Origin of the sequence: Deinococcus maricopensis DSM 21211 (assembly GCF_000186385.1) — a bacterium.
In the GTDB taxonomy this organism is placed as follows: Bacteria; Deinococcota; Deinococci; order Deinococcales; family Deinococcaceae; genus Deinococcus_B; species Deinococcus_B maricopensis.
The window spans coordinates 2,326,739-2,348,858 of sequence record NC_014958.1 but is presented as its reverse complement, the minus strand read 5'-3'; the positions used below and the strand labels follow the sequence as shown (position 1 = coordinate 2,348,858).

Sequence of the window (22,120 nt, the reverse complement as noted above, 5' to 3'; positions counted from 1 at the left end):
CGTTCGCTCTGTACGCGGGCACACGGAGCGTTCGTGTGTTGAGCCCACTTCTCTACGGAGCGTGACGGTTTCCTCAATGGCAGCTTCAGTCCACTGTCATCGCCGTGGCCACCCCCCTGAGTACGGTGGCGAGGAACACAGCCGCCACCCTGATCTCGCCCACCACAGACACCATCAAAGCACCACCCCACCTCGGGGTGCGCTTCATGCGGTGTCGCCCCAGCCCGGCATCAACGCCACCTGCCCCACTCCGGAGGACCTCATGAGCCCAGAAGGCACCACCCCCCACGCGCCCACCTCGCGCCGCCAGTTCCTGCGTGGCCTCGGCGTGGCCGGCGCTGGCGTCGCCCTCGCCAGTTGCGCGCCCAGCACCACCCCCCGCGCCGACAAGCCCAACCTCGACGTCGACATCCTGAACTTCGCCCTGAACCTCGAATACCTCGAGACGGCCTTCTACCTCATGGCCACCGGCCGCATCCGCGAACTCGGCGGCCTCGGCGGGAACGCCGAGATTCGCGTGCCCGACGGCGTCACCGGCCTCGCGCCCATGACGTTCCAGTCGGGCGACATCCGCGACTTCGCGAACGAACTCGCCACCAACGAACTCTCGCACGTGCGCTTCCTGATTCAGACCATCACCGCGCTCGGCGGCGTGCCCATTCCCCGCCCCGTGCTCGACATCGGCCCGGCGTTCACCGCCGCCGCGAACGCCGCCACTGGCGGGCGCATTACGGACTTCAACCCCTTCCGGGATGACACGTCCTTCCTGCTGGCGAGCCACACCCTGGAGGACGTCGGCGTCACCGCGTACAAGGGCGCATCGCCGCTCATCCGTGACCGCAAGCCCGGCGGCGTGCTCGAACAGGCCGCCGGCATCCTCGCCGTCGAGGGATACCACATGGGCTCCACCCGGTACCAGCTGTACAAGCGCCGCGCGCAGGAAGTCGCGCCGGGCCTCACGGTCGCGCAGGTATCCAAGGGCATCAGCGACCTGCGCGACAGCCTCGACGGCGCCGCCGACAAGGATCAGGGCATCGCCGACGCCCCCCGCCCGAATGAGTCCAACATCGTGCCCACCGACGAGAACGGCGTGGCGTTCAGCCGCGCGCCCCGCGAGGTCCTGAACATCGTCTACCAGAAGGCGGACGCGGCCAGCGGCGGGTTCTTCCCGAACGGCGTGAACGGCAACCTCAAGTAACGCACCCCACTCAACACCCCGGAGGGACCCCCATGACCCAGTCCTCAACCCCCCTGAACGCGCCCACGTCGCGCCGCCAGGCCCTGCGCACCCTCGGCCTGCTCGGCGTGGGCGTCGGCGTGACCGCCTGCGCGCCCGCCCTGCTGGACCTCTCGAACCTTGCGGGCCTCCCCGCAACGAGCGTCGACGCGGCCGTCCTGAACTTCGCCCTGAACCTCGAGTACCTCGAAGCGGCCTTCTACCTGGCCGCCACCGGCCGCCTCGCGGAACTGCAGGGCGTCGGCGGCGACGCGGAAATCCGCCTGCCCGCCGGCCTGACCGGCGTGCCCTTCCAGAACACCGACGTGCGCGATTTCGCGAACGAACTCGCCAGTGACGAGATCGCCCACGTGAAGTTCCTGATTCAGACCATCACGGCGCTCGGTGGGACGCCCGTGCCGCGCCCCGTCATCGACCTGAACGGCGCGTTCGACGCGGCCGGGCAGGCCGCGAGCGGCGGCGCCATCAAGGGCTTCAACCCGTTCCTGAATGACCTGTTCTTCCTGCACGGTGCGTACATCTTCGAGGACGTCGGCGTCACCGCGTACAAGGGCGCGTCGCCGCTCATCAACGACGACCGCCCCGGCGGCGTGCTCGAACAGGCCGCCGGCATCCTCGCCGTCGAGGGGTACCACGCGGGCGCGATTCGCAGCATGCTGTACGAACGCCGCGATCAGGAAGCCGCCGCGGGCCTCACGGTCGCGCAGGTCACGAAGGCCATCAGCGACCTGCGCGATACCGCTGATGGTGCGGGCGACAAGGACCAGGGCCTCACCGAACCGTTCCGCCCGGGCGACGCGAACATCGTCCTGTCCGACGCGAACGCGGTGGCGTTCAGCCGCCTGCCCCGCGAGGTCCTGAACATCGTCTACCTCCAGCCGGGCGCGAAGAGCGGCGGGTTCTTCCCGAACGGCGTGAACGGCCTCATCAAGTGACTCGGGCGGACGAGGTCGCCCTGACAGGGCGACCTCGTCCGCTGCGGCGCTTCAGTTCAGGACGCGCGCGTCCGCGGGCAGGCCTTCGGGCGGCGTCCAGTTCGCGCGGTACAGGTACGTGGTCGGCTCGCCCGCGCGGGTGTACCAGATACGCAGGCCCGAGTTACCTGCCGGCCACGGCGTCAGTGTGGCCTGCTCCCCGACCGGCAGCGTTTCCGGCAGGGCCGGCAGGTACGCGTTGAACGCCGTGGGGGTCCAGCCGTGCAGCGTCACGGGGAACGCGCCGACGTTCCGCACGCGCGCCGCGTCGCCCGTGAGCTCCAACTCCAGGTCCGGCGTGAGCGGCTCCACTGCCGAACTGAAGCGCAACGCGAGCCCCACCGGGCGTCCGGCGTCCCGCCACGCGCGCGCGACGTTCCGCTCACGCAGCGCCACCGCCAGCGTCCGCACCAGCACCGCGGCGAGCACCAGTGCGGCACCCGCGGCGAAGAGCCACTGTTCACGCTGCGCCGAGAGGCCCATCATCAGGATCAGCAGCGCGCTCGTGATGGCCCACGCCCCCCCGACCGGCTGCGGCGCGCGGCGTGGCAGCCCCCACCCGAGGTACGCGCCCGGCAGGTACTCCGCGGCGAGCAGCAGCACCACGCCCAGCCCGAACAGCGGTGGGGCGTCCAGCACCGGGGCGAGCAGCAGCGTCAAGATGCCTGCAGGAGCGAGCCACGCGAGGCGCGGCGTGCGCCCGCGCGCCGTCTCGCGCACGTAGCGGCCCGTGAGGTACAACGCGATCAGCAGCACCGCCACGGCGTACAGCGGCGTGATGTTCAGCGTCATCAGGGCCGCACCTGCCCCTGCCGGAACACCTCATGCACGAGGTGCCCGAGTTCCGTGCGGAGCAGCCCCGTCCAGGCGGTCTGCACGGCGTTCAGGCTGCCCGGCAGCGCGAAGATCAGCGTCTCTCCGGCCAGGCCGCCCGTCGCGCGGGACAGCATCGCCGCGCCGCCCACCTCACGGTAGCTCAGCATGCGGAACAGCTCACCGAACCCCGGCAGCGCCTTCGTGAACAGGCCCTCCACCACCGGGATGGTCACGTCCCGCCCCGCGATGCCAGTCCCGCCGGTCGTGAGGATCACCTGCGCGACCGGCATCAACGCCATGATCGCCGCGCGGATCTGCACGCCGTCGTCCGGCACGATGCTGTACCCCGTCACGTCGTGCCCGTCGGCGCGCAGGTGCGCCTGCAGGTACGTGCCGCTCTCGTCCGTGTCGGGGGTGCGCGTGTCGCTGATGGTCAGGACGGCGACGCGCACCGTGTGGGGGGCCTGCTGTTGATGGTCGGGGCGGCTCATGCGGCTATCGTATGCGCCGCCCAGCGCGCGCGTCGGGCGTCACGGCACGATTCCCGCGTGTGGTGTGCCGGCCGAGGTTGCGCGTGGAGGCCCCTCGGCCCTGCGGTACACTCCCAGCCACCCACCCACGAAACGAGGTTCACCATGTTCAGACTCGCCCGTCCGCTCCTGCTGCCCGCGCTGCTCGCCGCGTGCGCGCCCGCCGTCATGCCCAACAACGCCACGCCCCGCACCGCCGAGGTGCTCCCCGCCGCCACCGACACCAGCCCCGTCGGGGAGGGCGTGACCGTGAGCCGCTGGATGCTCGACCCGAAAGGCCAGCCGGCGTCGTGGCTGAACACGACCCTCGCCGGGCGTGGCCTGCGCGAACCCATCAACATCATCCTGATTGACGAGCGTGCTGCCACCCCCGAGGAGGCCGCAGCGCGCCTGCTGGACGCCGCCACGCGCGCCGGGTACGGCCCGAAGGGCGGTCACAGCACCGGCTACAGCGGCGTCATCAACGGCGAGCGTTATGCGCAGCAGCCCGCCGGGAACGGCGAGGCGTTCAGTGACGCGCCCTGGTGGGGCAGCAACAACCACGGCCGCGTGTTCGGCCCGGCCCGCACCGCGCGCGGGTTCGTGTGGATCGCCAGCTTCAGCCGAGAGGACTTCGCGCTGTTCGCGCGCATGCACCACCCGTACAACTCCTTCCGTGTCGCCCGGGACGACTTCGCGCGCCGCATGACGGACACCTCGGACTTCAAGGCTGCGGGCAGCGTGGACCTCGGCAACGCCCTGAACACGCCCACGCTCACCACGGACGACCACGACGGGCAGGCGGTCCTGCTGGTGGCGCCGGGGCATTGAGGACCAGGGTGATCGCCCGCGCAGGGCGTTGAACCCCTTAGCGTCCTGAACGCCGGCTCGGTGAGCCGCTCAGGCGTTCAGGACGTGCTGCACGCGCTCCGGCAGGGCCCGGCGGTCCTGCGGGGTCAGCAGGGCGCGCGGTTTGCGGAGCGTCAGGGAGAGGTACGTGTCGGCCTGCTGGGCGAGGAACTCGCGGTAGTGGGCTTCGCCGCCGCTGCGCACGCATTCGAGGGCCAGCACCTCCAGCTGCTCCTGCAGCGTGCCGAGCGCGAGGTACCGCGCGGCGTCCGCGCCGCTCTCCGTCAGCGACGTGACGAGGTGCGGGTAGCGGTCCGGGTCGCGGGTGAGGGTGTGCGCGGCGCGGCGCACCACGGGGTTCTGCAGGGTCACTTGGCAGGCCTTGCAGGGGTGTTCGGGGGTGGGTTCCCCGCAGATCGGGCAGGGGCGGTAGCCCTGGCGTTCACGCCAGCGGCGCGCGCGCGTGACGGCCTCGGCGGCTTTCAGGGTGACGCGGTGCAGGTCGCTGCCCTGCGTGGCGCTCGCCATGCGCCGCGCGGCCTCGCGGTCCGGGGCGGGCAGCGGTTCGGGTGGGGGCGCGGCGGGTTTGTGGTGGATGGTGCCCACCGTGAAGCGCAGCTCCGTGACGCTCTCGTCGCCGAGGGCCGCCTGGAGACGTTCGAGGAACATCATGCGCTGCATGGTCAGGAAGTTGGCGAGGACGTGGTCGCGCGCTTCCACGTACAGGACGGGGCCGTGCTGGCTGCGGGCACGGGTGAGGCGGGCGAGTTCCGGGCCGACCACGCCGGGCCACGCGAGAATGGCGCGGGCGCGGCCGACGCCGCGGGCGAGGCGGTGTTTGCCGAGCGTCTGCTGCAGCAGGGCGCTCATGTTGCGGGGGCCACCGCCGCGGCGGCTCATGGGGTGGCCTCCGCCGGCAGGGGTTGCTGGGCGGCGTCGGGCATGAAGGTGCCGCTTTCGGCGCGGAGGGTGAGGCGCGCGCCCGGGGCGTGCTCGGTGCCGGTCACGAGGGCTTGCGGGACGCTGTGCGCGAGGTCCAGCAGGAACTGGCGGCGGTTCGGGTCGAGTTCCGCGGTGAAGTCGTCGATGAGCAGCACAGGGTTCTCGCCGTAGCGTTCGCGCAGCAGGTCGAGTTCCGCTTTGCGCAGGGCGAGGGCGACGGTGCGGGCCTCGCCGCGGCTGGCGAAGTCCGCGGCTGGGAACAGGTCGAGGGTGAGGGCGAGGTCGTCGCGGTGCGGGCCGATGACGGTCTGGCCGCGTGCGAGCTCTTCGGCGCGGCGGGCGGCCAGGTCCGCCAGGTACGTTTCGGGCGTGGTGCTTTCGGTGAGGGCGAGCGTGAGGGGTTTGTGCCCGCCGAGCTGCGTGTGGGCGGCCTGCGTGAGTTCCGCGAGGCGCACGAGGACGCGGCGGCGCATGGTCATGAGTTCGCTGCCGAGCGTGACGAGCGCGTCGTCCCAGACGTCCATGGCCCACGTTTCGCCGCTTTTGAGGGCGGCGTTGCGTTGCGTGAGGGTGCGCTCAAAGCGGCTGAGCTGGTGGGCGTAGCGGACGCTGAGACGCGAGAGGAGCGCGTCGAGGTAGGCGCGGCGGGCGCTGGGGCTGCCGTACACGAGGTCGCTGTCTTCGGGGCGGATCCAGACGGCGCTGCCGCGCGGGAGGTCGCTGCTGCGGGCGCGGACGCCGTCGACCTTCACGTGGCGTCGTCCGCGGGCGAGGCCGACTTCGAGGATGCTGGTGCTGCCGCCGGAGTGGAGGTCCGCGCGGACGTAGCCTTCGCGTTCGCCGCGGGTGACGAGCTGTTCGACGCGGGGGGCGTTGGTGAGGCCGGTGAGCGCGAGGTACGCGGCTTCCAGCAGGTTGGTTTTGCCTGCGCCGTTTTCGCCCCAGATGCTGGTGATGCCGCGCGGGAGGTCCAGCGTGGCGGGGCTGAGGTTGCGGTAATGCAGGGTGGTGAGGGCGCGCAGGTGCACGTGAGCATTGTACGCGTGGCGGGGGAGCGGCACCGTGATGAAGTATGTACCGTCCAGACGGTATAGTTTGCTTATGGCTCGATCCTCCAACCGCGAGGCCCTGCTGGACGCCGCCGCACGCGTCCTGACGCGCGGGGCGCAGCACCTCACCCTCGACACCGTCGCCCGTGAAGCCGGCGTCAGCAAAGGCGGGCTGCTCTACCACTTCCCCAGCAAGGACGCCCTGGCCCTCGCGCTGCTCCACCGCGAACTCGACGCGTTCGACGCCGCCCTGGACGCCCACATCGCCGCCGACCCGGACACGCACGGCGCCTTTACGCGCGCGTACCTGAACCTCAGCCTCACCCCCAACCCCCACCTCGGACCGCTATTCACGCTCGCCGCGCAGAACCTCGGCGACGACCTGCTCACGCCCATCCGCGCGCGCTACGCCACCTACCGCGCCCGTACCGAAGCCGACGGCGTACCCGGCGCCGTCGCGCACCTCATCGTCCACGCCGCAGACGGCCTGTGGTTCACGGACCTGTTGGGCCTCGCGCCGCTCACGGCCACGCAGCGCGCCGACCTGCACGCCTTCGCCCTCGACCTGCTGCACCGGGGCCGCCCCACATGAACCCCATGCTGCTTCTCGCCCTCAGCATCCTTGCGGAGGTGCTCGGCACCAGCGCCCTGCGCGCCAGCGAAGGCTTCACGCGCTTCCTGCCGGGCGTCGTGGTGGTCCTCGGGTACGGCACGGCCTTCACGCTCATGAGCCGCGTCCTCACACAGCTCCCCATGGGCTTCACGTACGCCGTGTGGAGCGGCGTCGGCACGGCCCTCACCGCCCTGATCGGCTGGGTGTACTTCCGCGACGCGTTCCAGTGGGGCGCGCTGGGCGGCATCGCGCTCATCATTGCCGGCGTCGTCGTCCTGAACGCCAGCGGCGGCGCCCGCCACTGAACGCCGGGAACCTTTCTCGCGTGAACGGCGTACTCCGTGGGCAGTGGGCCTTGAGTGAACCTTCACGCGCCCACGCGCGCCCCAGGCCTCACAAGGCCGTGAGTACAATAGGCGCGCAATCCCACACCCCCTCAGGAGGAAAAAACATGCCCGTATCCCTGACCAAAGGCGGCAACGTCAGCCTCACCAAGGAAGCCCCCGGCCTCAAGAAGATCGTCGTGGGTCTCGGCTGGGACGTCCGCAAGACCGACGGCGCCGACTTCGACCTGGACGCCATGGTGTTCCTCGTGAACGACCAAGGCAAGGTCCGCAGCGACGCCGACTTCGTGTTCTTCAACAACAAGCAGAGCGCGGACGGCACCGTCGTCCACGCCGGCGACAACCGCACCGGCGCCGGCGAGGGCGACGACGAAACCATCCAGATCAACCTGGAGAGCGTCGCCGCCGACGTGCAGAAAATCGTCACGGCCGTCGTCATCTACGACGGTCCCAACCGCAAGCAGAACTTCGGCATGGTCGAACGCGCCTACATCCGCGTGCTGAACGGCGACGGCGGCACCGAAATCGCCCGCTACGACCTCACCGAGGACGGCGGCACCGTCACCGCCATGATCTTCGGCGAGGTGTACCGCCACAACGGCGAGTGGAAGTTCAAGGCCATCGGACAGGGGTACGACGCGGGCTTCGAAGCCCTCGTCCGCAGCTACGGCGTCAACGCCTGAACCGGCGGGGGCGGCAGGGGGCTGGGCGCGCAGCCCGGCCCCCTGCCGCCCCCGCATGAGGTAAGCATGGAACTTCAACGCGGGCAGAAACTCAACCTCGCGGACCTCGCCGCGCCGCCCACCATCACCGCCGACGTCACCTTCGACCTGCCCGGCCTTGACGTGAGCGTCTTTGGCCTGAACGCCGACCGGAAACTCCAGGACGACCGGTACTTCGTGTTCTACAACCAGCCTGCCAGCCCCGCCGGTGAGCTGCGCGCCGACCTCAGCGCGGGCCGCGCGCGCTTCACGCTGAACCTCGCCGCCCTGCCGGACAGCGTGGCCCGCCTCGTGTTCGTCGCCACGCACGATGACCGGCCCGTTCGCGAGGCCGGCACGTTGCACTTCACGCTCGGGACCGGCACCTTCGACCCGCGCGCGGCCCTCACGTCCGAACGCGCCGTAATGATCGCGGAAGTGTACCGTCACGCGGGCGGCTGGAAGGTCGCCGCCGTCGGAGAGGGCTTCAGCGGCGGTCTGCAGGCCCTGCTGGAGTACTTCGGCGGTCAGGCCGAGGAGGCGCCGCCCGCCACCACCGCGCCCAGCACGCCCGCACCGTCGCCCGCGCCGACCGTCAGCCTCAAGAAGCAGGCGCAGGTGCGCCTCGACAAGCAGATTGAAACGCACGCGCCGCAACTCGTCAGCCTCGTGAAGGCGGCCGAGGTCAGTCTGAAAAAACGTGGCCTCGACGAGCACACCGCCCGCGTCGCCCTCGTGCTCGACATCAGCGGCAGCATGGGCACCCTGTACCGCCACGGCGTGGTGCAGCGCGTCGCCGAAAAAGCCCTGGCGCTCGCCAGCCGCTTCGACGACGACGGCCGCCTCGACGTGTTCCTGTTCGGCGAGCACGCCCACGACGTCGGCGAGATCGGCATTCCCGACATCACCGGCGCCGTCGACCGCGTCATGCGCCGCCACGCCCTCGAAGGGGGCACGCAGTATGGCCGCGCCATGCAGGCCGTCCGCCGTCACTACCTCGGCGAGCACAAGCATCGCCGCGCGCCCGTCCAGCAGGCCCTGCCGGTGTACGTCCTGTTCGTCACGGACGGTGAAACGCAGGGCCGCGACCTCGCCGAGGAGCAGCTGCGCGACGCCAGCCATGAACCGCTGTTCTGGAAGTTCATTGGCGTCGGCGACGAACGCTTCGCGTTCCTGCAGAAACTCGACGACCTGCGCGGCCGCTTCGTGGACAACGCCGACTTCGTCGCCATCCGCGACGTGGATCGCCTGAGCGACGCCGAATTCTACGAGCGCCTGCTGCAGGAGTACGACGGCTGGCTGAGCGCCGCGCGGAACCGCGGCCTGCTGCCGTGACGGGAACCAACCGTCGCGAGCGCGCGTACCTGAGGAGCGTATGGGCATTTCACTGACCAAGCAACAAACCATCAGCCTCGAAAAGGGCGGCGCGGGCCTCACACGCGTCTTCCTGGGCCTGGGCTGGGACGTCGCCAAAGCGGGCGGCCTGCGCGGCCTGTTCGGCGGCGGCGGGGGCAGCATCGACCTGGACGCCTCATGCGTGGTGTTCACGGACGTCGGCGAGCACGTCGAGACGGTGTACTTCGGGCACCTGACCGGGCAGAGCGGCGCCATCCGCCACGGCGGTGACAACCTCACCGGCGCGGGCGACGGCGACGACGAACGCATCTTCGTGGACCTCTCCCGCCTCCCCGCGAAGGCCCGCACGCTGATCTTCACCGTGAACTCCTTCCGCGGCCAGACCTTCGACAAGGTCGCCAACGCGTTCGCGCGCGTCGTCGACGAGGTCAGCGGGCAGGAGATCGCGCGCCTGAACCTCAGCGAACAGGGCAGCCACACCGGCCTCGTGATGGTCAAACTCGTCCGCAACGGCAGCACGTGGAGCCTCACCGCCCTCGGCGACCGCCTGAACGGGCGCACCGCCGCGGAACTCGTGCCCGCCCTGAGCCGGTACCTGTGAGTGTCCCCACCGTGAATGGCCGCCTCGTGTACACCGAGGACCCCGCCGGCGTGCCGTGCACCGTCACGCTCGCTGGCGGCGTGCGCCTCGACGTGCGCCTGAGCGCCGAACACCTGGACCACTTCGACCTCACGGTCCGCACCGGGAAGTATTACGCTGGCAGCGGCGCCAGCGCCAACGTCCGTTATCAGCGGCCCGCCACGCCCGGCGAGCCGCACGCGCTGGACTTCAACGTCCGCGACGTGGTCCTCATCGCGCACTCCAAGCTCCCTCACCTCTGAAAGGACTGAACGCATGGCGATTTCCCTCAGCAAAGGCGGCAACCTCAGCCTCACCAAACAGGACCCGACCCTCACGAACGTCCTCATTGGCCTCGGCTGGGACGTGCGCGCCACCGAAGGGCAGGACTTCGACCTCGACGCGAGCGCGTTCCTGCTCGGCGCGAACGACAAGGTCCGCAGCGACGCCGACTTCGTGTTCTACAACCAGCCGCGCAGCAGCGAAGGCAGCGTCGAACACACCGGCGACAACCGCACGGGCGCCGGCGAAGGTGACGACGAACAGGTCAAGATCGACCTGACCCGCGTTCCTGCCGACGTGCAGAAAATCGCGCTGACCGTCACCATCCACGAAGCCGACGCGCGCCGCCAGAACTTCGGGCAGGTCCGCAACGCCTTCGTGCGCCTCATGAACGAGCAGACCGGCACGGAAATCGTCCGCTTCGACCTCGGCGAGGACTTCAGCACCGAAACCGCCGTCGTGTTCGCGGAAGTCTACCGCCACAACAACGAATGGAAGTTCCGCGCGGTCGGCCAGGGCTACGCCGGCGGCCTCCGCGCGCTCTGCAACGCCTACGGCATCATGATCTAACCCCACCGCGCGTGCCCCGCACGCGCGCCCGCCCCCCGCTCACCAGCGGGGGGCGTTCGAGAGGAACACAGCAGTCATGCCCAGTCTCACCAAAGAATTCGGTTTCGCCGGCATCGTCACGGTCATCTGCCTGGTCGTCGCCGCGCTGTACGGTCTGCGCACCGGCGGCGTCTCCCAGGCCCTCAGTTACTTTCTGATCGCCGCGATCCTCGGCGTCATGGAGCTCTCGCTGTCGTTCGACAACGCTGTCGTGAACGCCACCGTCCTGCGCAACATGAGCGAAGTCTGGCAGCGCCGCTTCCTCACGTGGGGCATCCTCATCGCCGTGTTCGGCATGCGCTTCCTGTTCCCCATCGTGATCGTCGCGGTCGTCGCCGGCCTCGGCTTCGGCGAGGTCATCAACCTGGCGTTCACCAACCCGCCCGCGTATGCCCACCACCTCGAAGAAGCGCACATCCCCATCAGCGCCTTCGGCGGGGCGTTCCTGATGCTGGTGTTCCTCAAGTACCTCATTGACCCGGACAAGGACACCCACTGGCTCGCGCCCATCGAGCGTCGCCTCAGCAAACTCGGCCGCCTGGACACCATCCAGGTGTTCATCACCGGCGTGCTGCTGCTGCTGCTCGTGCACTTCGCGGTGCCCAGCGCCGAGAAGTTCAGCGCGCTGCTCGCCGGCGTCATCGGCATCCTCACGTACGTCCTCGTGGACGCCCTGGGCGGCCTGTTCGACGCGGACAACCTCGCCGCGGACGCCGCCAAGGCCGGCGCCATCAGCTTCCTGTACCTCGAAGTTCTCGACGCCTCGTTCAGCCTCGACGGCGTCATCGGCGCGTTCGCCATCACGCAGGACATCGTCGTGATCGCCGCCGGCCTCACCATCGGCGCGGTGTTCGTCCGCTCCATCACGCTGATGCTCGTGCACCGCGGCACCCTCCAGGCGTACCGCTACCTCGAGCACGGCGCGCACTACGGCATCGGCGCGCTCGCGATCATCATGCTGCTCAGCATGAACCCGAACGTGCACATCCCCGAAGTCGTCACCGGCCTGATCGGCGTCGGCTTCATCGTGCTGTCCATCTGGTCCAGCCTGCGTTACAACCGCCTGAACGCGCACGCAGAGCAGCCCGCCCTCAAGGACTGAGCGGCCGCCCCCAACGGGCCGACCGCCCCAGCGCCTCACGCTCCCGTGAGGCGCTGATTATTGCCCGGACGTCCGCGCGCCCCGCTATGATGCGGCGCAACGCGCCGACCGTCCCGTTCCACCACCCGCCCGTACCGTCACGTCCTGCCCGCCCCGCGCGGGCGCCCCAGGGGGACTCCCGTGCTCAACTTCCCGTTCGCGCTCGGCGCGAGCCTCTACATCCCCGCCACCCGCGACGACCTCACGGACCTCGTAAGCGGCGCCAAACCCCTCGGCGCGCGCAGCCTCATCCTGTGCACCGAGGACGCCGTCCGCGAGGAGGACCTGCCGCTCGCCCTCGCGCGCCTGCAGGAAGCCCTGCCGCACCTGCCCGCCCCCGGCAGTGGCCCCCTGATGTTCGTGCGCCCCCGCACGCCCCGCGTGCTGGAGCAGATCCTGGGCATGCGCGGCGCGCAGCACCTCACCGGGTTCGTCCTGCCGAAAATCCACGCGGGCAACGCGCACGAGAGCCTCACGCTCCTGCGCGGCACCGGGCAGCACGCCATGGTCACCGTCGAAACGCGCGAGGCGTTCAGCGCGCGCGCCATGGAGACGCTGCGGGACGCGCTGCTGGAGAGCGACGTGGGCGTCCCGTGCGTCCGCGTTGGCGGGAACGACCTGCTGGGCCTGCTCGGCATGCGCCGCACGCGCGGCGTCACCGCGTACCACACGCCGCTCGGCCCGCTCATCGACCGGCTCGTCAGCCTGTTCAAACCGTGGGGCCTGAATGTCAGCGCGCCCGTGTACGACTTCACCGACGACCCGGAAACGCTCGCGCGCGAAGCGCACGAGGACCTGCTGCACGGCACGTTCGGGAAGACCGCCATTCACCCGCGGCAGGTGAGCGTCATCGAAGCGGCGTACCGCGTGAGCGCCAGCGAGATGGACATGGCCCACGCGATCCTGCGGGACGACGCGCCCGCCGTGTTCCGCATCGGGGACGCCATGTGCGAGCCGAGCACGCACGCCGCGTGGGCACGCGCGGTGCTCGCGCGCGGCGCCGCGTACGGCGTGACCGGCAGCCCGATCAGCGTGCCGCTCGACAGCATCGCCCTGTAAACGCGTGAGGACGCAACGGGGGCGTCCGGGAGCGGGGCGCCCCCGTTCAGGGGTTCGCGTTGCGTGCGAGGTGCTCCAGCGTCACGCACAGCAGCTTCGCTTCCAGCGCGCTGGCCGTGCGGTGCACGATCGCGCGGTCCGGCAGCCCGCCGGGCCGCTGGAGGTGCACGCACACCTCGAAGTGCACCTCGCGGCGCGCGCGGACTTCCAGGACGCCCAGCAGCAGGCCGAGCGCCACGAACCCCAGCGGCGCCCACGCCAGCAGCGGCGTCTGCGCGTCACGCAGCACGAAACTGCTCACCACCGCGAACGACGCGAGGACCGTGAGGGCCACGTCGTACCGGCGGCGATCCTGCGGGCGGCCCACGCGCACCTCCGTCGTGAAGCTGCCGAGCACGCGCGTGAGGTCCAGCGCGTGCTCCGCCGTGAGCAGCGTCCGCCCGGACACGCGCAGGCCATCAGGAAGCGGCGGGATGTCCACTGCGCGCAGTGTACCGCCGAGTGCGCCGCGCAGGTCAGTCGGCGGCGGTGGCGGGCGGGTCGGTGGGCGGCGTGCTGCCACTGTCCGCCAGGTGAATCAGCCACGCGAACAGCTGCACGAACGCAATCAGCAGCGCGGGCGTGCCGGCGATCATCATGACCCACCCGCTGATCTGCTGGTTCTGCAGCGGCGTCAGGTTCCACAAGCATGGGACGCCCACGTACGGGCTGTACAGCACGCGCGGGACGTTCAGCCACACCATCGCCACGACCATCATGGGCAGGCTGTTCAGGAACCCGAACCACCCGCGCCCGCCCACGCCGGTGCCCTGCAGCGTCGGGAAGGGCCGAAGCGTCACCGCCCACACCAGCAGGCCGCCCAGCAGGTACAGGGACGGCAGCAGCGTCGCGGCGGTGTTGCTGACCAGGCTGGCCCCCATGCCGACCGGCAGGTTCCAGAACACGATGATGGTCGTCCACAGCGCGAACGTCACGAACGGATCGAGCAGGACGCCCAGCGCCCGCCCGAGCGCGCTGCTCGGCGCGGGCGCGAGCGTGCGCGGCAACCCCAGCACCAGCAGCGGCGGCGCGAGTTCCGCGAGCACCATCAGGCGCCCCATGTACAGCGCCATGCTGTTCACGGTGTAACTCACGGCGTTCGTCTGCGTGCACAGCAGCGTCAGCAGCACCCCCAGCGCGAAGGACACCACGCGCCACGCCGGCCACGGCTGACCGGCCCGGGCGGCGCGCGCGGCGCCGTACGCGTACGCGCCCGCGGCGAGCAGCGTGGGCACCAGGACCAGCAGGTCCGGGCGGGGCGCCAGCAGCGTCAGCAGGTCCGGGGCGGGCGCACCGACGCTCACGACATCACCTGTTTCAGGTCCTCGACCACGCGGTCCACGTGCGGAAGCTGCGTGTAGTCCCATAGCAGCCGCAGCTTCCCGTCCCGGTCAATCAGGTACGTCGCGGCGGTGTGGTTGATCTGGTAGTCCTCGGCGCTTTTCACGTCCGCTTTGCTGTACCCGACGCCGAACGCCTTCGCGGTCCGCCCGAGCTGCGGCTCCTCAATGCGGACGCCCGTGATGTCCTGCCCGAAGTACTGCACGTACGGGCGGATCTGCTTCAGCGTGTCGCGCTGCGGGTCGAGGGTCACGAACACCACGCGCAGGTTCCCGCGCTGCGCGGCCGGCAGCTGCTCGCGCGCCTTCTCGAGGTAACTGAGCGTGAGCGGGCAGATGTTCGGGCAGTGCGTGAACCCGAAAAACACCGCGACGGTCTGCCCGCGCAGGCCCGCCAGGTCGAACGGGCGGCCCTGCTGGTCGGTGCCGCGCAGCGCGGGCGCGGCGGGCGTCGTGTCGTACACGGTGCCGTAGTGCGGATACGCGCTCTTCGTGCGGGCGTACAGCCAGGCCAGCGCCAGCAGCGCCGCGACCGCGAGCAGCGCGAGGGTGAGCGACTGCGTCCAGTGGCGGCCGGGGCGGGAACTGGGGGCGTGCGTCATCGTGCCCGAATGCTAACGCGCCCTCATGAGGGCGCGTGTCCCCCTTCCCGCCGCCTCAGCTTGCCTGCAGGGCGCGCAGCAGGTCGTGCTCCAGCACGAACGGCAGCGCCAGCGTCTGGTACCCGCGCTGGTCGAACAGCACCGTCACCTTGTCCCCTTCGTACCGCACGACGACGCCCTCGCCGAACGTCGCGTGGGTCACGCGGGAACTCACGGGGTACGGGTACTCGTCCGCGCGGGTCTGCACGTGTCCCGCGTCGCAGTTGTCGCACGCGCCGCACGGCGCCGCGAACGCCTCCCCGAAGTAGTTCAGCAGGAACTCACGGCGGCACCCGTGCGTTTCCGCGTACGTGCGGATCATGTCCAGCCGGGACCGTTCGTACGCGCGGTGGTGCTCCTGCATCAGCGCCGCCTGCGCCGCGACTTCCGGGGTGTCCGCGCCGTCGACGGCGCTCAGTTCGCCGTTCGGGAGCACTTCGAGCGCGCCCACGTCCTCCAGGCGGCTCACGGCGGTCAGGAATTTCGTCTGGGAGAGGTCCGTCTGCTCGCGCAGCTCATCGGTGCGGACGGGACCGTCGTGTTCCTCCAGCGCGCGCATGACGCGCTCCACCTGGTCAGCGTCGATCAGGCCGCTGCCGCTGAAGAAGCGTCGCAGCTTCAGGTCGTCCGGCGTGAAGTACAGCCGCGCCTCGGCGCGCTCCCCGTCGCGGCCCGCGCGGCCGATCTCCTGGTAGTACGCGTCCACCGACCCGGAAATGTCGAGGTGGTACACGAAGCGCACGTTCGGCTTGTCGATGCCCATGCCGAACGCGATGGTCGCCACGATCACGTCCAGTTCGTCAGCCATGAACGCCGCCTGCGTGCGCTCCCGCTCGGGCGCGGGCAGACCCGCGTGGTACGCCGCGGCGCGCACGCCACGTTCCGCGAGCGCTTCGGCGCACGCTTCGGCGGCCTTGCGGGTGGCGGTGTACACGATGCCGGGCTTCCCGGCGCGGACGACGTCGTCAATCAGGGTGCGCCGCTTCACGCCGACGTCCGCGAAGTGCTGCACGTGAAGGTGAATGTTCGGGCGGTCGAAGCCGTACACGAGCGTCTGCGCGTTGCGCATGCCGAGCCGCTCCACGATTTCCGCGCGGACAGGCGGCGCGGCCGTGGCGGTCAGCGCCAGCACGGTCGGGTGCCCGAGCGCCTCGACGGCCGCGCCGAGCCGCAGGTAGTCCGGGCGGAAGTCATGCCCCCACTCGCTCAGGCAGTGCGCCTCGTCCACGACGAACAGCGCCGGTTCCGCTTCTCGCAGGGTCCGCAGGGTTTCTTCGCTGGTGAGCTGCTCTGGCGCGAGGAACAGGAAGTCGAGGTCGCCGGTGCGGAACGCCGCGAAGGCCGCCTCACGCTCGTGCGCCTTCAGGGTGCTGTTCACGAGCGCGGCGCTGCCCGGCGAGTACGCTTCGAGCGCGTCCACCTGGTCGCGCTGCAGGGCGATCAGGGGGCTCACGACGACGGTCGGGCCGTTCAGGGACAGCGCGGCGATCTGGTAGATGGCGCTCTTGCCCGCGCCGGTCGGCATGACGGCCAGGGTGTCCTGGCCGCGCAGGACCGTGCCGATGGCTTCCTTCTGCCCGGGGTGCAGGTGGTCGTAACCGAACACGTCCTGCGCGATCTGCTGCGCGCGCGCGAGGTCCTTCTTGCGGGGTGGCATGGGGTGAGACACGCTCCTTGTGTGGTGCGAACGGGGGAGAGGTTGGGGGACGGATCGTCAGGCGCTGATGATAGGTGCGGCGTGCCGGCGCGCGGACCGCAGGTGCATGAAGGTCACCTTGACGTTTCGCGCCGCGCGTCTTGTGGTTCCACGGCGTTCCACGAACTGGCTAGAATCGTGAGGTCATGCGCAAACCCACCATTCAGGACGTGGCGCGGCTGGCCGGCGTGGGCGTCGGTACCGTGTCACGGGTCCTCAACAACCACGCGGCCGTCAAGGACAGCACCCGCGAGGGCGTCCTGCGCGCCATCCGCGAACTGGAGTACACCCCCAACCCGCACGCGCGGCGCATCGCGGGCGGGAAGTCCTACACCGTCAGCGTCCTGCTGCCGGTCGTCACGACCGAGTTCTACCTGCGCCTGCTCGACGGCCTGGAGCACGCCTTCCAGGAAGCGCGGTACGACGTGGCGATCTTCCCGCTGCTGGACCGCCGCCGACTGGAACGCTACCTGGGCAGCCACACGCTCGCGTACCAGGCGGACGGCCTCGTCATGGCGACGTACAACCTCACGCACCTGTTCCAGGGGCATCAGCTGCCGCGCACGCAGCCGACGGTGCTGGTGGACGCGCACAGCGCGGACGTGGACTGCGCGTTCATGGACAACGGCCTGGGGGGGCGTCTTGCCGGGGAGCACGTGGCGGCGCAGCCCGGAGAGGTGCGCGCCATCTGGGTCGAGACGGAACTCGATCAGGTGTTCACGACGCGCGTCTTCGACGAGCGCCGCGCCGGCTTCCATGAAGCGATGCGCGCGTCGGGCCGCGCCGTGACGGCGGAGTACGTGAGTTCTTTCGATCCGCTGGCGGCGCGCACGGTCGCGTCGCAGCTGCTGGATGAGGCGCAGCTGCCGTGCACGGTGTTCGCGTCGGCGGACCTGCTGGCGGGCGCGCTGCTGGACGAGGCGCGCGTGCGGGGCATCCGGGTGGGGGAGGACCTGCGGGTGGTGGGGTTCGACGATCAGCCGTGGGCGGAGGCGCGCGGCCTGACGACGCTGCATCAGCCGGTCGAGGCGATGGGGTACGAGGCGGCGCAGCTGCTGCTGTCGCGCTTCGCGGGGCATAAGGGGCCGGCGCGTTCGCGGCGGTTCGAGCCGACCCTGATCGTGCGCGGCAGCACGAGCGGGGAGGGCACAGCCGGGTAGGCCCGGTCGGGATGGGTCGGCGTCACGGGGGGCGGCGGGTGCTTTGCGGGGCTGGCCTGGCCGTCCGTTCGTGCGCCTTAAGATCGGCTATCGGGTCGGCCGTATAGACGGAGGTCAGAGGTCTGGGCGTGCGCCTGCTGGGGGTCGAGGGGTTGGGGCGGCGTTTGACCTTGATCGTTTCTGCAGGTTGTGCTCTGGGCGTGACGTGACCTTGGTGTCCGGTGTACACTGATGCACGTGACCGGGTCATCCCGGCGACATGGCGGGTCGGGACTGCCCCGACTTTTACTCGTGAAGACTTTCACACCCCCGACCTCAGGAGCACACACATGAAGACCCTCATCCTCGGCGCTGGCTACGGCGGCCTCGCAGCAGCCACCAAACTCAAACCCACCCCCGGCCTCGACGTCACCCTCATCGACCAGAACCCCTACCACGTGTACGACACCCGCCTCCACGAGGCCGCCGCACACAACACCAACGTCACCCTCCCCATCGAACCCCTGCTCGCCAACACCGGCGTGAAATTCCAGGTCGCCAGCATCGACCACGTCGACCTCGACGCCAAAGCCGTCCACACCAAAGACGGCCAGCAGCTCAGCTACGACACCCTCGTCATCGCGCTCGGCAGCATCACCAACTTCTACAAGATTCCCGGCCTGCAGGAACACGCCAGCGAACTCAAGGAACTCAGCGACGCCGCCGAGATCTACAACTTCGTGCAGCGCGCCGCCAAACCCGACTTCAAAGGCAACCGCGACATCATCGTCGGCGGCGCCGGCCTCACCGGCGTGGAACTCGTCACCGAACTCGCCAAGCGTAACGAGGCCATCAGCAAGGAAACCGGCCTGCCCAAATTCAACATCTACCTCGTTGAAGCCGCTCCGGTGATCCTCCCCATCGTCGAAGAAGCCCTGCGCGCCAAAACGCTCGACATCCTCCGCGACTACGGCATCCAGGTCCTCACCAGCCACAAACTCCTCGGCGCCACCGAAACCGGCGTGAAGGTCGGCACCCCCGAAGACGGCGAACGCACCATCGACGGCGGCAAGGTCATCTGGACCGGCGGCATCATGGCCGTCGACCGCGTGCGCGGCAGCAAGATCGAAAAAGGCCCCGCCGGGCGCCTCCTCGTCGACAAAACCCTGCGCCTCCCCGCCTACCCCGACGTGTTCGTGCTCGGCGACCTCGCCCTCGCCACCAACCAGGACGGCAAACCCGTGCCCACCACCGCGCAGCACGCCGGCCAGGAAGGCCGCCTGATGGGCGAGAACCTCATGCGCCTCGTGCGCGGCGAGAACCTCATGCCGTACGAGCCCTACACCCAGGGCGAATTCATCAGCCTCGGCGGCCTGCTCGCCGTCGGCTGGATGCAGCTTCCCGGCAACATGAAACTCAACATGTCCGGCGGCGCCGCGCACATCATGAAACGCGCCAGTGAGTGGCGCTGGCGCGCCAGCGTCGGCAAACCCCTCTAAACCCACGCGCCCGACCAGCGGCCACCCCACACCGGGGTGGCCGCTCGCTCATCGCAAATCACGCGTTTCCCACATCCGTCCGCGCAGCGACATGCCACCATGAACGCACGGCCATGCTCGATGACCTCCGGGACCTCCGTGACTTCCTGAACGCCACGCTCATCCAGCTGGCGGCCTCGCCGTCGCTCGCGGACGCCGAAACGCGCCTCGCGCCCACCCTGCGCGCCGTCGCCGACGCGCGCCTCTGGCTGTACCACGCGCCGGACACCTGGACGGACCCCGAAACCGGCGACACCCTGCACGCCCCCGCCTACGTCGGCGCCCTCAACAGCGACGCCCACAGCGTCACCCTGGACACGCACCCGGACAGCCACCGCTTCCTGAACGCCCCCTGTGCGGACCTCCTCCCGCTGCGTCTGCGCGACCGCCCCCTGGGGCTGCTGTGGTGGGCGTGCCCCCCCGTCCACCCGGACCGTCACGACGTCACCGAAGTCTTCCGCACGGCCCTGTGCACGCTGCTCGAGCACATCGAGCAGCGTGAGCAGGCCACCGCCGTCGTCCACTACACCCAGCGCCTCTGGGCGTGCACCGACCTGCCTGAAGCGACTGACCTGACCCTGCGCCTCATCACGCGGCTCCTGCACGCCGACGGCGTCCACTTCAGCACCCTCCACCCGGACGAACCCGGCCCGCCCGGTACCTTCACCCTGCCCGTCCGAGGCCGCGCCGCCACCCGCAGCGCCCTGCACGTCACCACCGCGCACCCCCCCGACCCGTCCAGCGTGCACCTCACCGAAACCGTCCTCGACCTGTACGTCACGCACCTCGAGCAACGCAACGCCCAGCGCCTGTTGTCCGCCCTGCTCGACTTCCAGACGAAAATGATCGACCGGACGCCCGACGACCTGTACCAGCCCCTCCTTGAAGAAGCCGTGCGTCTCGTGCCCGGCAGCGAGGTCGGCTCCCTGCTCGTGCTCGACGGCGAGCACTACGTGTACCGCGCGCAGGTCGGGTTCGACTGGGCGGAGCTGCGGCACGTCCAGTTCCCGCAGGCGTCCACGCGCGAACTCTGGTACGGCCTGCCCGAGGACGCTTGGCAGGGCGGACAGCCGCGCATCCTCACGAAAGAACGCATCCTCGTGCAGGGCGTCGGCTACCGCGTCCGCGAGGAACACACGCCCAGCACCCTCCCGTCCGTGCAAGGCATCGCCGCGAACCTGTGCGTCCCCATTCCGTACGCCGGGCGGGTCTTCGCGGTCCTGAACCTCGACAACAGCCGCAACGCAGACGCCTTCAGCAGCGACAGCATCGAAGCGGCGCAACTGTTCGCCGCGCAGGCCGCTGCGCTCCTGCACGAAAGCCACCAGCGGCAGGCCATCGAGCACGCCGCCCGCACCGACACCCTCACGCGCCTCCCGAACCGCCGCGCCTTCAACGAACGCCTCGCCGCGCTCGTGCAGGCCGCGCGGTACGACAGCAGCCCGCTGAGCGTCGTCGTCATGGACATGAGCGGCTTCAAGCGCATCAACGACACCTACGGGCACCTCGCCGGCGACGAGGCCCTGATCCGCGTGGGCCGCGCCCTCCAAGCCCAGAAGCGCCGCGCGGACGAGGTGTTCCGCTGGGGCGGCGACGAATTCGCCGTGCTCCTCCCACACACCGACGAGCACGGCGCGCACGAGGTCGCCGCGCGCATCACCGCCGCCGTGGAGGCCATCAACGTGCACGGCGGCGGCCTGCGCGCCAACATCGGCGTCTCCACCGGGCGCGGCCTGGAACTCGACGGCAGCGAACTGGTCATGACCGCTGACCGCATCATGTACGACGCCAAGGAAGCGCGCCGCGCGCGTGGCGGCGCCAGCCGCTGAACCCACCATGAACCCCGGCGCAGCCCCGCAGGGCTGCGCCCGTTCAGTTGCCCCGCATGTTACGCGCGGCGGGCGTAACGGGTCACGTCAATCGTGAGGGTCAGGATGCCGGACACCTGACCGTCAAACCCCCGCAGGGGCAGGTACGAGAAGTTCACCAGCAGCGGGGTCGTCTGACCGGTGGCCGGGTCGGTGAGCGTCGCGGGCAGCTCCTCGCCCTGCACCGCCTCGCCCCGCTCATACACGCCGTCCAGCAGCTCGAAATACCCCTGCCCCTCCAACTCCGGGAAGGCCTCGCGCACCGTCTTGCCCTCCAGGTCACGGCCGCCCACGAGGTTCCGGGCGAAATCATTGTTGAACTCGAAGGTGTGTTTCGGCCCGCGCATGATGGAAATGGCGACGGACGCATCCTGAAAGAGCGTGCGCAGGTAGGCGTGCTCCGCGTCCTTCTGCAGCAGCCACTGACGGTCGGTCACGTCTCGCAGCAGCAGCGCGAGGCCGCCATGCTCGTCCGGAATGACGCTCAGCTCATGCCACGCGAACATGCTTGGGTAGAAAACCTCGAATTCCACGGGCGTGCGGCGCAGCATCGCGCGTTCCAGATCCGACCACGCCCGCGAACCCGGCTCGTTCGGAATGAGGTCGCGCAACGACAATCCAGGCGTCAGGGTCTGTCCGCGGAACAGGAAGCGCGCGCGGGCATTCACGCGCGTCACGCGCCATTGATCGTCCACGGCGATGAAGCCCATCGGCAGGTGGTCCGTGAGTTGCTCCGCAGAAATCACCGGCACAGCTTAA

Annotated in this window: 24 protein-coding genes; 15 read left to right on the top strand and 9 right to left on the bottom strand. The window is 70.0% G+C overall.

The genetic code is table 11. The features are described 5' to 3' along the window. Positions 1-262: 262 nt before the first annotated feature. Positions 263-1,198 (top strand): ferritin-like domain-containing protein, encoded by a 936-nt coding sequence (locus DEIMA_RS10955; RefSeq protein ID WP_013557322.1) that lies wholly within the window; start codon positions 263-265, stop codon positions 1,196-1,198. 32 nt (positions 1,199-1,230) lie between these two features. Then, entirely contained in the window at positions 1,231-2,172 is a 942-nt protein-coding gene (locus DEIMA_RS10950) for a ferritin-like domain-containing protein (protein WP_013557321.1), read from the top strand. Between the two features lie 51 nt (positions 2,173-2,223). Here the strand turns inward: DEIMA_RS10950 and DEIMA_RS10945 are convergent, their stop codons facing one another. Further along, positions 2,224-3,003: a hypothetical protein gene (locus DEIMA_RS10945; RefSeq protein WP_013557320.1), complete on the bottom strand. Its 780-nt coding sequence runs from the start codon at positions 3,001-3,003 to the stop codon at positions 2,224-2,226. Next, positions 3,003-3,518: a MogA/MoaB family molybdenum cofactor biosynthesis protein gene (locus DEIMA_RS10940; protein ID WP_013557319.1), complete on the bottom strand. Its 516-nt coding sequence runs from the start codon at positions 3,516-3,518 to the stop codon at positions 3,003-3,005. Before DEIMA_RS10940 ends, DEIMA_RS10945 begins: the two co-directional genes overlap by 1 nt. 144 nt (positions 3,519-3,662) lie before the next feature. Here DEIMA_RS10940 and DEIMA_RS10935 point away from each other — a divergent pair, with 144 nt between their 5' ends. Next, positions 3,663-4,367 (top strand): hypothetical protein, encoded by a 705-nt coding sequence (locus DEIMA_RS10935; RefSeq protein WP_013557318.1) that lies wholly within the window; start codon positions 3,663-3,665, stop codon positions 4,365-4,367. A 69-nt stretch (positions 4,368-4,436) separates the two neighbouring features. Here the strand turns inward: DEIMA_RS10935 and DEIMA_RS10930 are convergent, their stop codons facing one another. Together DEIMA_RS10930 and recF are read right to left on the bottom strand one after the other, a co-directional pair. Next, positions 4,437-5,285, bottom strand: a complete 849-nt coding sequence (locus tag DEIMA_RS10930) for a DciA family protein (protein WP_013557317.1) — start codon at positions 5,283-5,285, stop codon at positions 4,437-4,439. Continuing rightward, complete coding sequence (gene recF / locus DEIMA_RS10925) at positions 5,282-6,355, bottom strand: DNA replication/repair protein RecF (RefSeq protein ID WP_043816679.1); 1,074 nt, start codon at positions 6,353-6,355, stop codon at positions 5,282-5,284. Before recF ends, DEIMA_RS10930 begins: the two co-directional genes overlap by 4 nt. Before the next feature lie 73 nt (positions 6,356-6,428). Here recF and DEIMA_RS10920 point away from each other — a divergent pair, with 73 nt between their 5' ends. From DEIMA_RS10920 to DEIMA_RS10880, 9 genes are all read left to right on the top strand, one after another. Further along, complete coding sequence (locus DEIMA_RS10920; protein ID WP_013557315.1) at positions 6,429-6,968, top strand: TetR/AcrR family transcriptional regulator; 540 nt, start codon at positions 6,429-6,431, stop codon at positions 6,966-6,968. A 5-nt stretch (positions 6,969-6,973) separates the two neighbouring features. Beyond that, on the top strand, positions 6,974-7,294 hold the full coding sequence (locus tag DEIMA_RS10915) for a DMT family transporter (protein WP_245528312.1): 321 nt from the start codon (positions 6,974-6,976) through the stop codon (positions 7,292-7,294). Between the two features lie 146 nt (positions 7,295-7,440). Further along, the gene (locus tag DEIMA_RS10910) at positions 7,441-8,016 is read left to right on the top strand and encodes a TerD family protein (RefSeq protein WP_013557313.1); all 576 of its coding nucleotides are present in this window, start codon (positions 7,441-7,443) and stop codon (positions 8,014-8,016) included. 66 nt (positions 8,017-8,082) lie between these two features. After that, a complete protein-coding gene (locus tag DEIMA_RS10905) occupies positions 8,083-9,369 on the top strand; it encodes a VWA domain-containing protein (protein ID WP_013557312.1) in 1,287 nt (428 codons plus the stop codon). A gap of 40 nt (positions 9,370-9,409) precedes the next feature. Next, positions 9,410-9,991: a TerD family protein gene (locus DEIMA_RS10900; RefSeq protein ID WP_013557311.1), complete on the top strand. Its 582-nt coding sequence runs from the start codon at positions 9,410-9,412 to the stop codon at positions 9,989-9,991. Then, positions 9,988-10,272, top strand: a complete 285-nt coding sequence (locus tag DEIMA_RS10895) for a hypothetical protein (protein WP_013557310.1) — start codon at positions 9,988-9,990, stop codon at positions 10,270-10,272. Before DEIMA_RS10900 ends, DEIMA_RS10895 begins: the two co-directional genes overlap by 4 nt. Before the next feature lie 13 nt (positions 10,273-10,285). Then, complete coding sequence (locus tag DEIMA_RS10890; RefSeq protein ID WP_013557309.1) at positions 10,286-10,861, top strand: TerD family protein; 576 nt, start codon at positions 10,286-10,288, stop codon at positions 10,859-10,861. 76 nt (positions 10,862-10,937) lie between these two features. Continuing rightward, positions 10,938-12,002 (top strand): DUF475 domain-containing protein, encoded by a 1,065-nt coding sequence (locus DEIMA_RS10885; protein WP_013557308.1) that lies wholly within the window; start codon positions 10,938-10,940, stop codon positions 12,000-12,002. A 180-nt stretch (positions 12,003-12,182) separates the two neighbouring features. Then, positions 12,183-13,100 (top strand): HpcH/HpaI aldolase/citrate lyase family protein, encoded by a 918-nt coding sequence (locus DEIMA_RS10880; protein ID WP_013557307.1) that lies wholly within the window; start codon positions 12,183-12,185, stop codon positions 13,098-13,100. Between the two features lie 46 nt (positions 13,101-13,146). Here DEIMA_RS10880 and DEIMA_RS10875 read toward each other — a convergent pair whose 3' ends face one another. The 4 genes from DEIMA_RS10875 to DEIMA_RS10860 are packed head-to-tail and all read right to left on the bottom strand — an operon-like array spanning position 13,147 to position 16,789. Then, entirely contained in the window at positions 13,147-13,581 is a 435-nt protein-coding gene (locus DEIMA_RS10875) for a hypothetical protein (RefSeq protein ID WP_043816676.1), read from the bottom strand. 34 nt (positions 13,582-13,615) lie between these two features. Beyond that, positions 13,616-14,443: a cytochrome c oxidase assembly protein gene (locus DEIMA_RS10870; protein ID WP_013557305.1), complete on the bottom strand. Its 828-nt coding sequence runs from the start codon at positions 14,441-14,443 to the stop codon at positions 13,616-13,618. Further along, complete coding sequence (locus DEIMA_RS10865) at positions 14,440-15,081, bottom strand: SCO family protein (RefSeq protein WP_013557304.1); 642 nt, start codon at positions 15,079-15,081, stop codon at positions 14,440-14,442. The genes DEIMA_RS10870 and DEIMA_RS10865 overlap by 4 nt, the downstream gene beginning before the upstream one ends. 55 nt (positions 15,082-15,136) lie before the next feature. Continuing rightward, positions 15,137-16,789 (bottom strand): RecQ family ATP-dependent DNA helicase, encoded by a 1,653-nt coding sequence (locus tag DEIMA_RS10860; protein WP_245528311.1) that lies wholly within the window; start codon positions 16,787-16,789, stop codon positions 15,137-15,139. A 173-nt stretch (positions 16,790-16,962) separates the two neighbouring features. On the opposite strand from DEIMA_RS10860, the gene DEIMA_RS10855 reads away from it, so the two are divergent. From DEIMA_RS10855 to DEIMA_RS16970, 3 genes are all read left to right on the top strand, one after another. Next, positions 16,963-17,976 carry a LacI family DNA-binding transcriptional regulator gene (locus DEIMA_RS10855; RefSeq protein ID WP_013557302.1) on the top strand — a complete coding sequence of 338 codons (1,014 nt, stop codon included), beginning with the start codon at positions 16,963-16,965 and terminating at the stop codon, positions 17,974-17,976. 329 nt (positions 17,977-18,305) lie between these two features. Beyond that, a complete protein-coding gene (locus DEIMA_RS10850; protein WP_013557301.1) occupies positions 18,306-19,454 on the top strand; it encodes an NAD(P)/FAD-dependent oxidoreductase in 1,149 nt (382 codons plus the stop codon). 113 nt (positions 19,455-19,567) lie between these two features. Then, entirely contained in the window at positions 19,568-21,322 is a 1,755-nt protein-coding gene (locus DEIMA_RS16970) for a sensor domain-containing diguanylate cyclase (RefSeq protein ID WP_013557300.1), read from the top strand. Positions 21,323-21,381: 59 nt separating this feature from the next. Here DEIMA_RS16970 and DEIMA_RS10840 read toward each other — a convergent pair whose 3' ends face one another. Further along, positions 21,382-22,107, bottom strand: a complete 726-nt coding sequence (locus tag DEIMA_RS10840) for a PAS domain-containing protein (protein ID WP_043816674.1) — start codon at positions 22,105-22,107, stop codon at positions 21,382-21,384. Positions 22,108-22,120 lie beyond the last annotated feature (13 nt).

Coding starts and splice junctions, on each gene's coding strand:
- DEIMA_RS10955 (WP_013557322.1), top strand. CDS start 263: ATGAGCCCAGAAGGCACCACCCCCCACGCGCCCACCTCGCGCCGCCAG.
- DEIMA_RS10950 (WP_013557321.1), top strand. CDS start 1,231: ATGACCCAGTCCTCAACCCCCCTGAACGCGCCCACGTCGCGCCGCCAG.
- DEIMA_RS10945 (WP_013557320.1), bottom strand. CDS start 3,003: ATGACGCTGAACATCACGCCGCTGTACGCCGTGGCGGTGCTGCTGATC.
- DEIMA_RS10940 (WP_013557319.1), bottom strand. CDS start 3,518: ATGAGCCGCCCCGACCATCAACAGCAGGCCCCCCACACGGTGCGCGTC.
- DEIMA_RS10935 (WP_013557318.1), top strand. CDS start 3,663: ATGTTCAGACTCGCCCGTCCGCTCCTGCTGCCCGCGCTGCTCGCCGCG.
- DEIMA_RS10930 (WP_013557317.1), bottom strand. CDS start 5,285: ATGAGCCGCCGCGGCGGTGGCCCCCGCAACATGAGCGCCCTGCTGCAG.
- DEIMA_RS10920 (WP_013557315.1), top strand. CDS start 6,429: ATGGCTCGATCCTCCAACCGCGAGGCCCTGCTGGACGCCGCCGCACGC.
- DEIMA_RS10915 (WP_245528312.1), top strand. CDS start 6,974: ATGCTGCTTCTCGCCCTCAGCATCCTTGCGGAGGTGCTCGGCACCAGC.
- DEIMA_RS10910 (WP_013557313.1), top strand. CDS start 7,441: ATGCCCGTATCCCTGACCAAAGGCGGCAACGTCAGCCTCACCAAGGAA.
- DEIMA_RS10905 (WP_013557312.1), top strand. CDS start 8,083: ATGGAACTTCAACGCGGGCAGAAACTCAACCTCGCGGACCTCGCCGCG.
- DEIMA_RS10900 (WP_013557311.1), top strand. CDS start 9,410: ATGGGCATTTCACTGACCAAGCAACAAACCATCAGCCTCGAAAAGGGC.
- DEIMA_RS10890 (WP_013557309.1), top strand. CDS start 10,286: ATGGCGATTTCCCTCAGCAAAGGCGGCAACCTCAGCCTCACCAAACAG.
- DEIMA_RS10885 (WP_013557308.1), top strand. CDS start 10,938: ATGCCCAGTCTCACCAAAGAATTCGGTTTCGCCGGCATCGTCACGGTC.
- DEIMA_RS10865 (WP_013557304.1), bottom strand. CDS start 15,081: ATGACGCACGCCCCCAGTTCCCGCCCCGGCCGCCACTGGACGCAGTCG.
- DEIMA_RS10855 (WP_013557302.1), top strand. CDS start 16,963: ATGCGCAAACCCACCATTCAGGACGTGGCGCGGCTGGCCGGCGTGGGC.
- DEIMA_RS10850 (WP_013557301.1), top strand. CDS start 18,306: ATGAAGACCCTCATCCTCGGCGCTGGCTACGGCGGCCTCGCAGCAGCC.
- DEIMA_RS16970 (WP_013557300.1), top strand. CDS start 19,568: ATGCTCGATGACCTCCGGGACCTCCGTGACTTCCTGAACGCCACGCTC.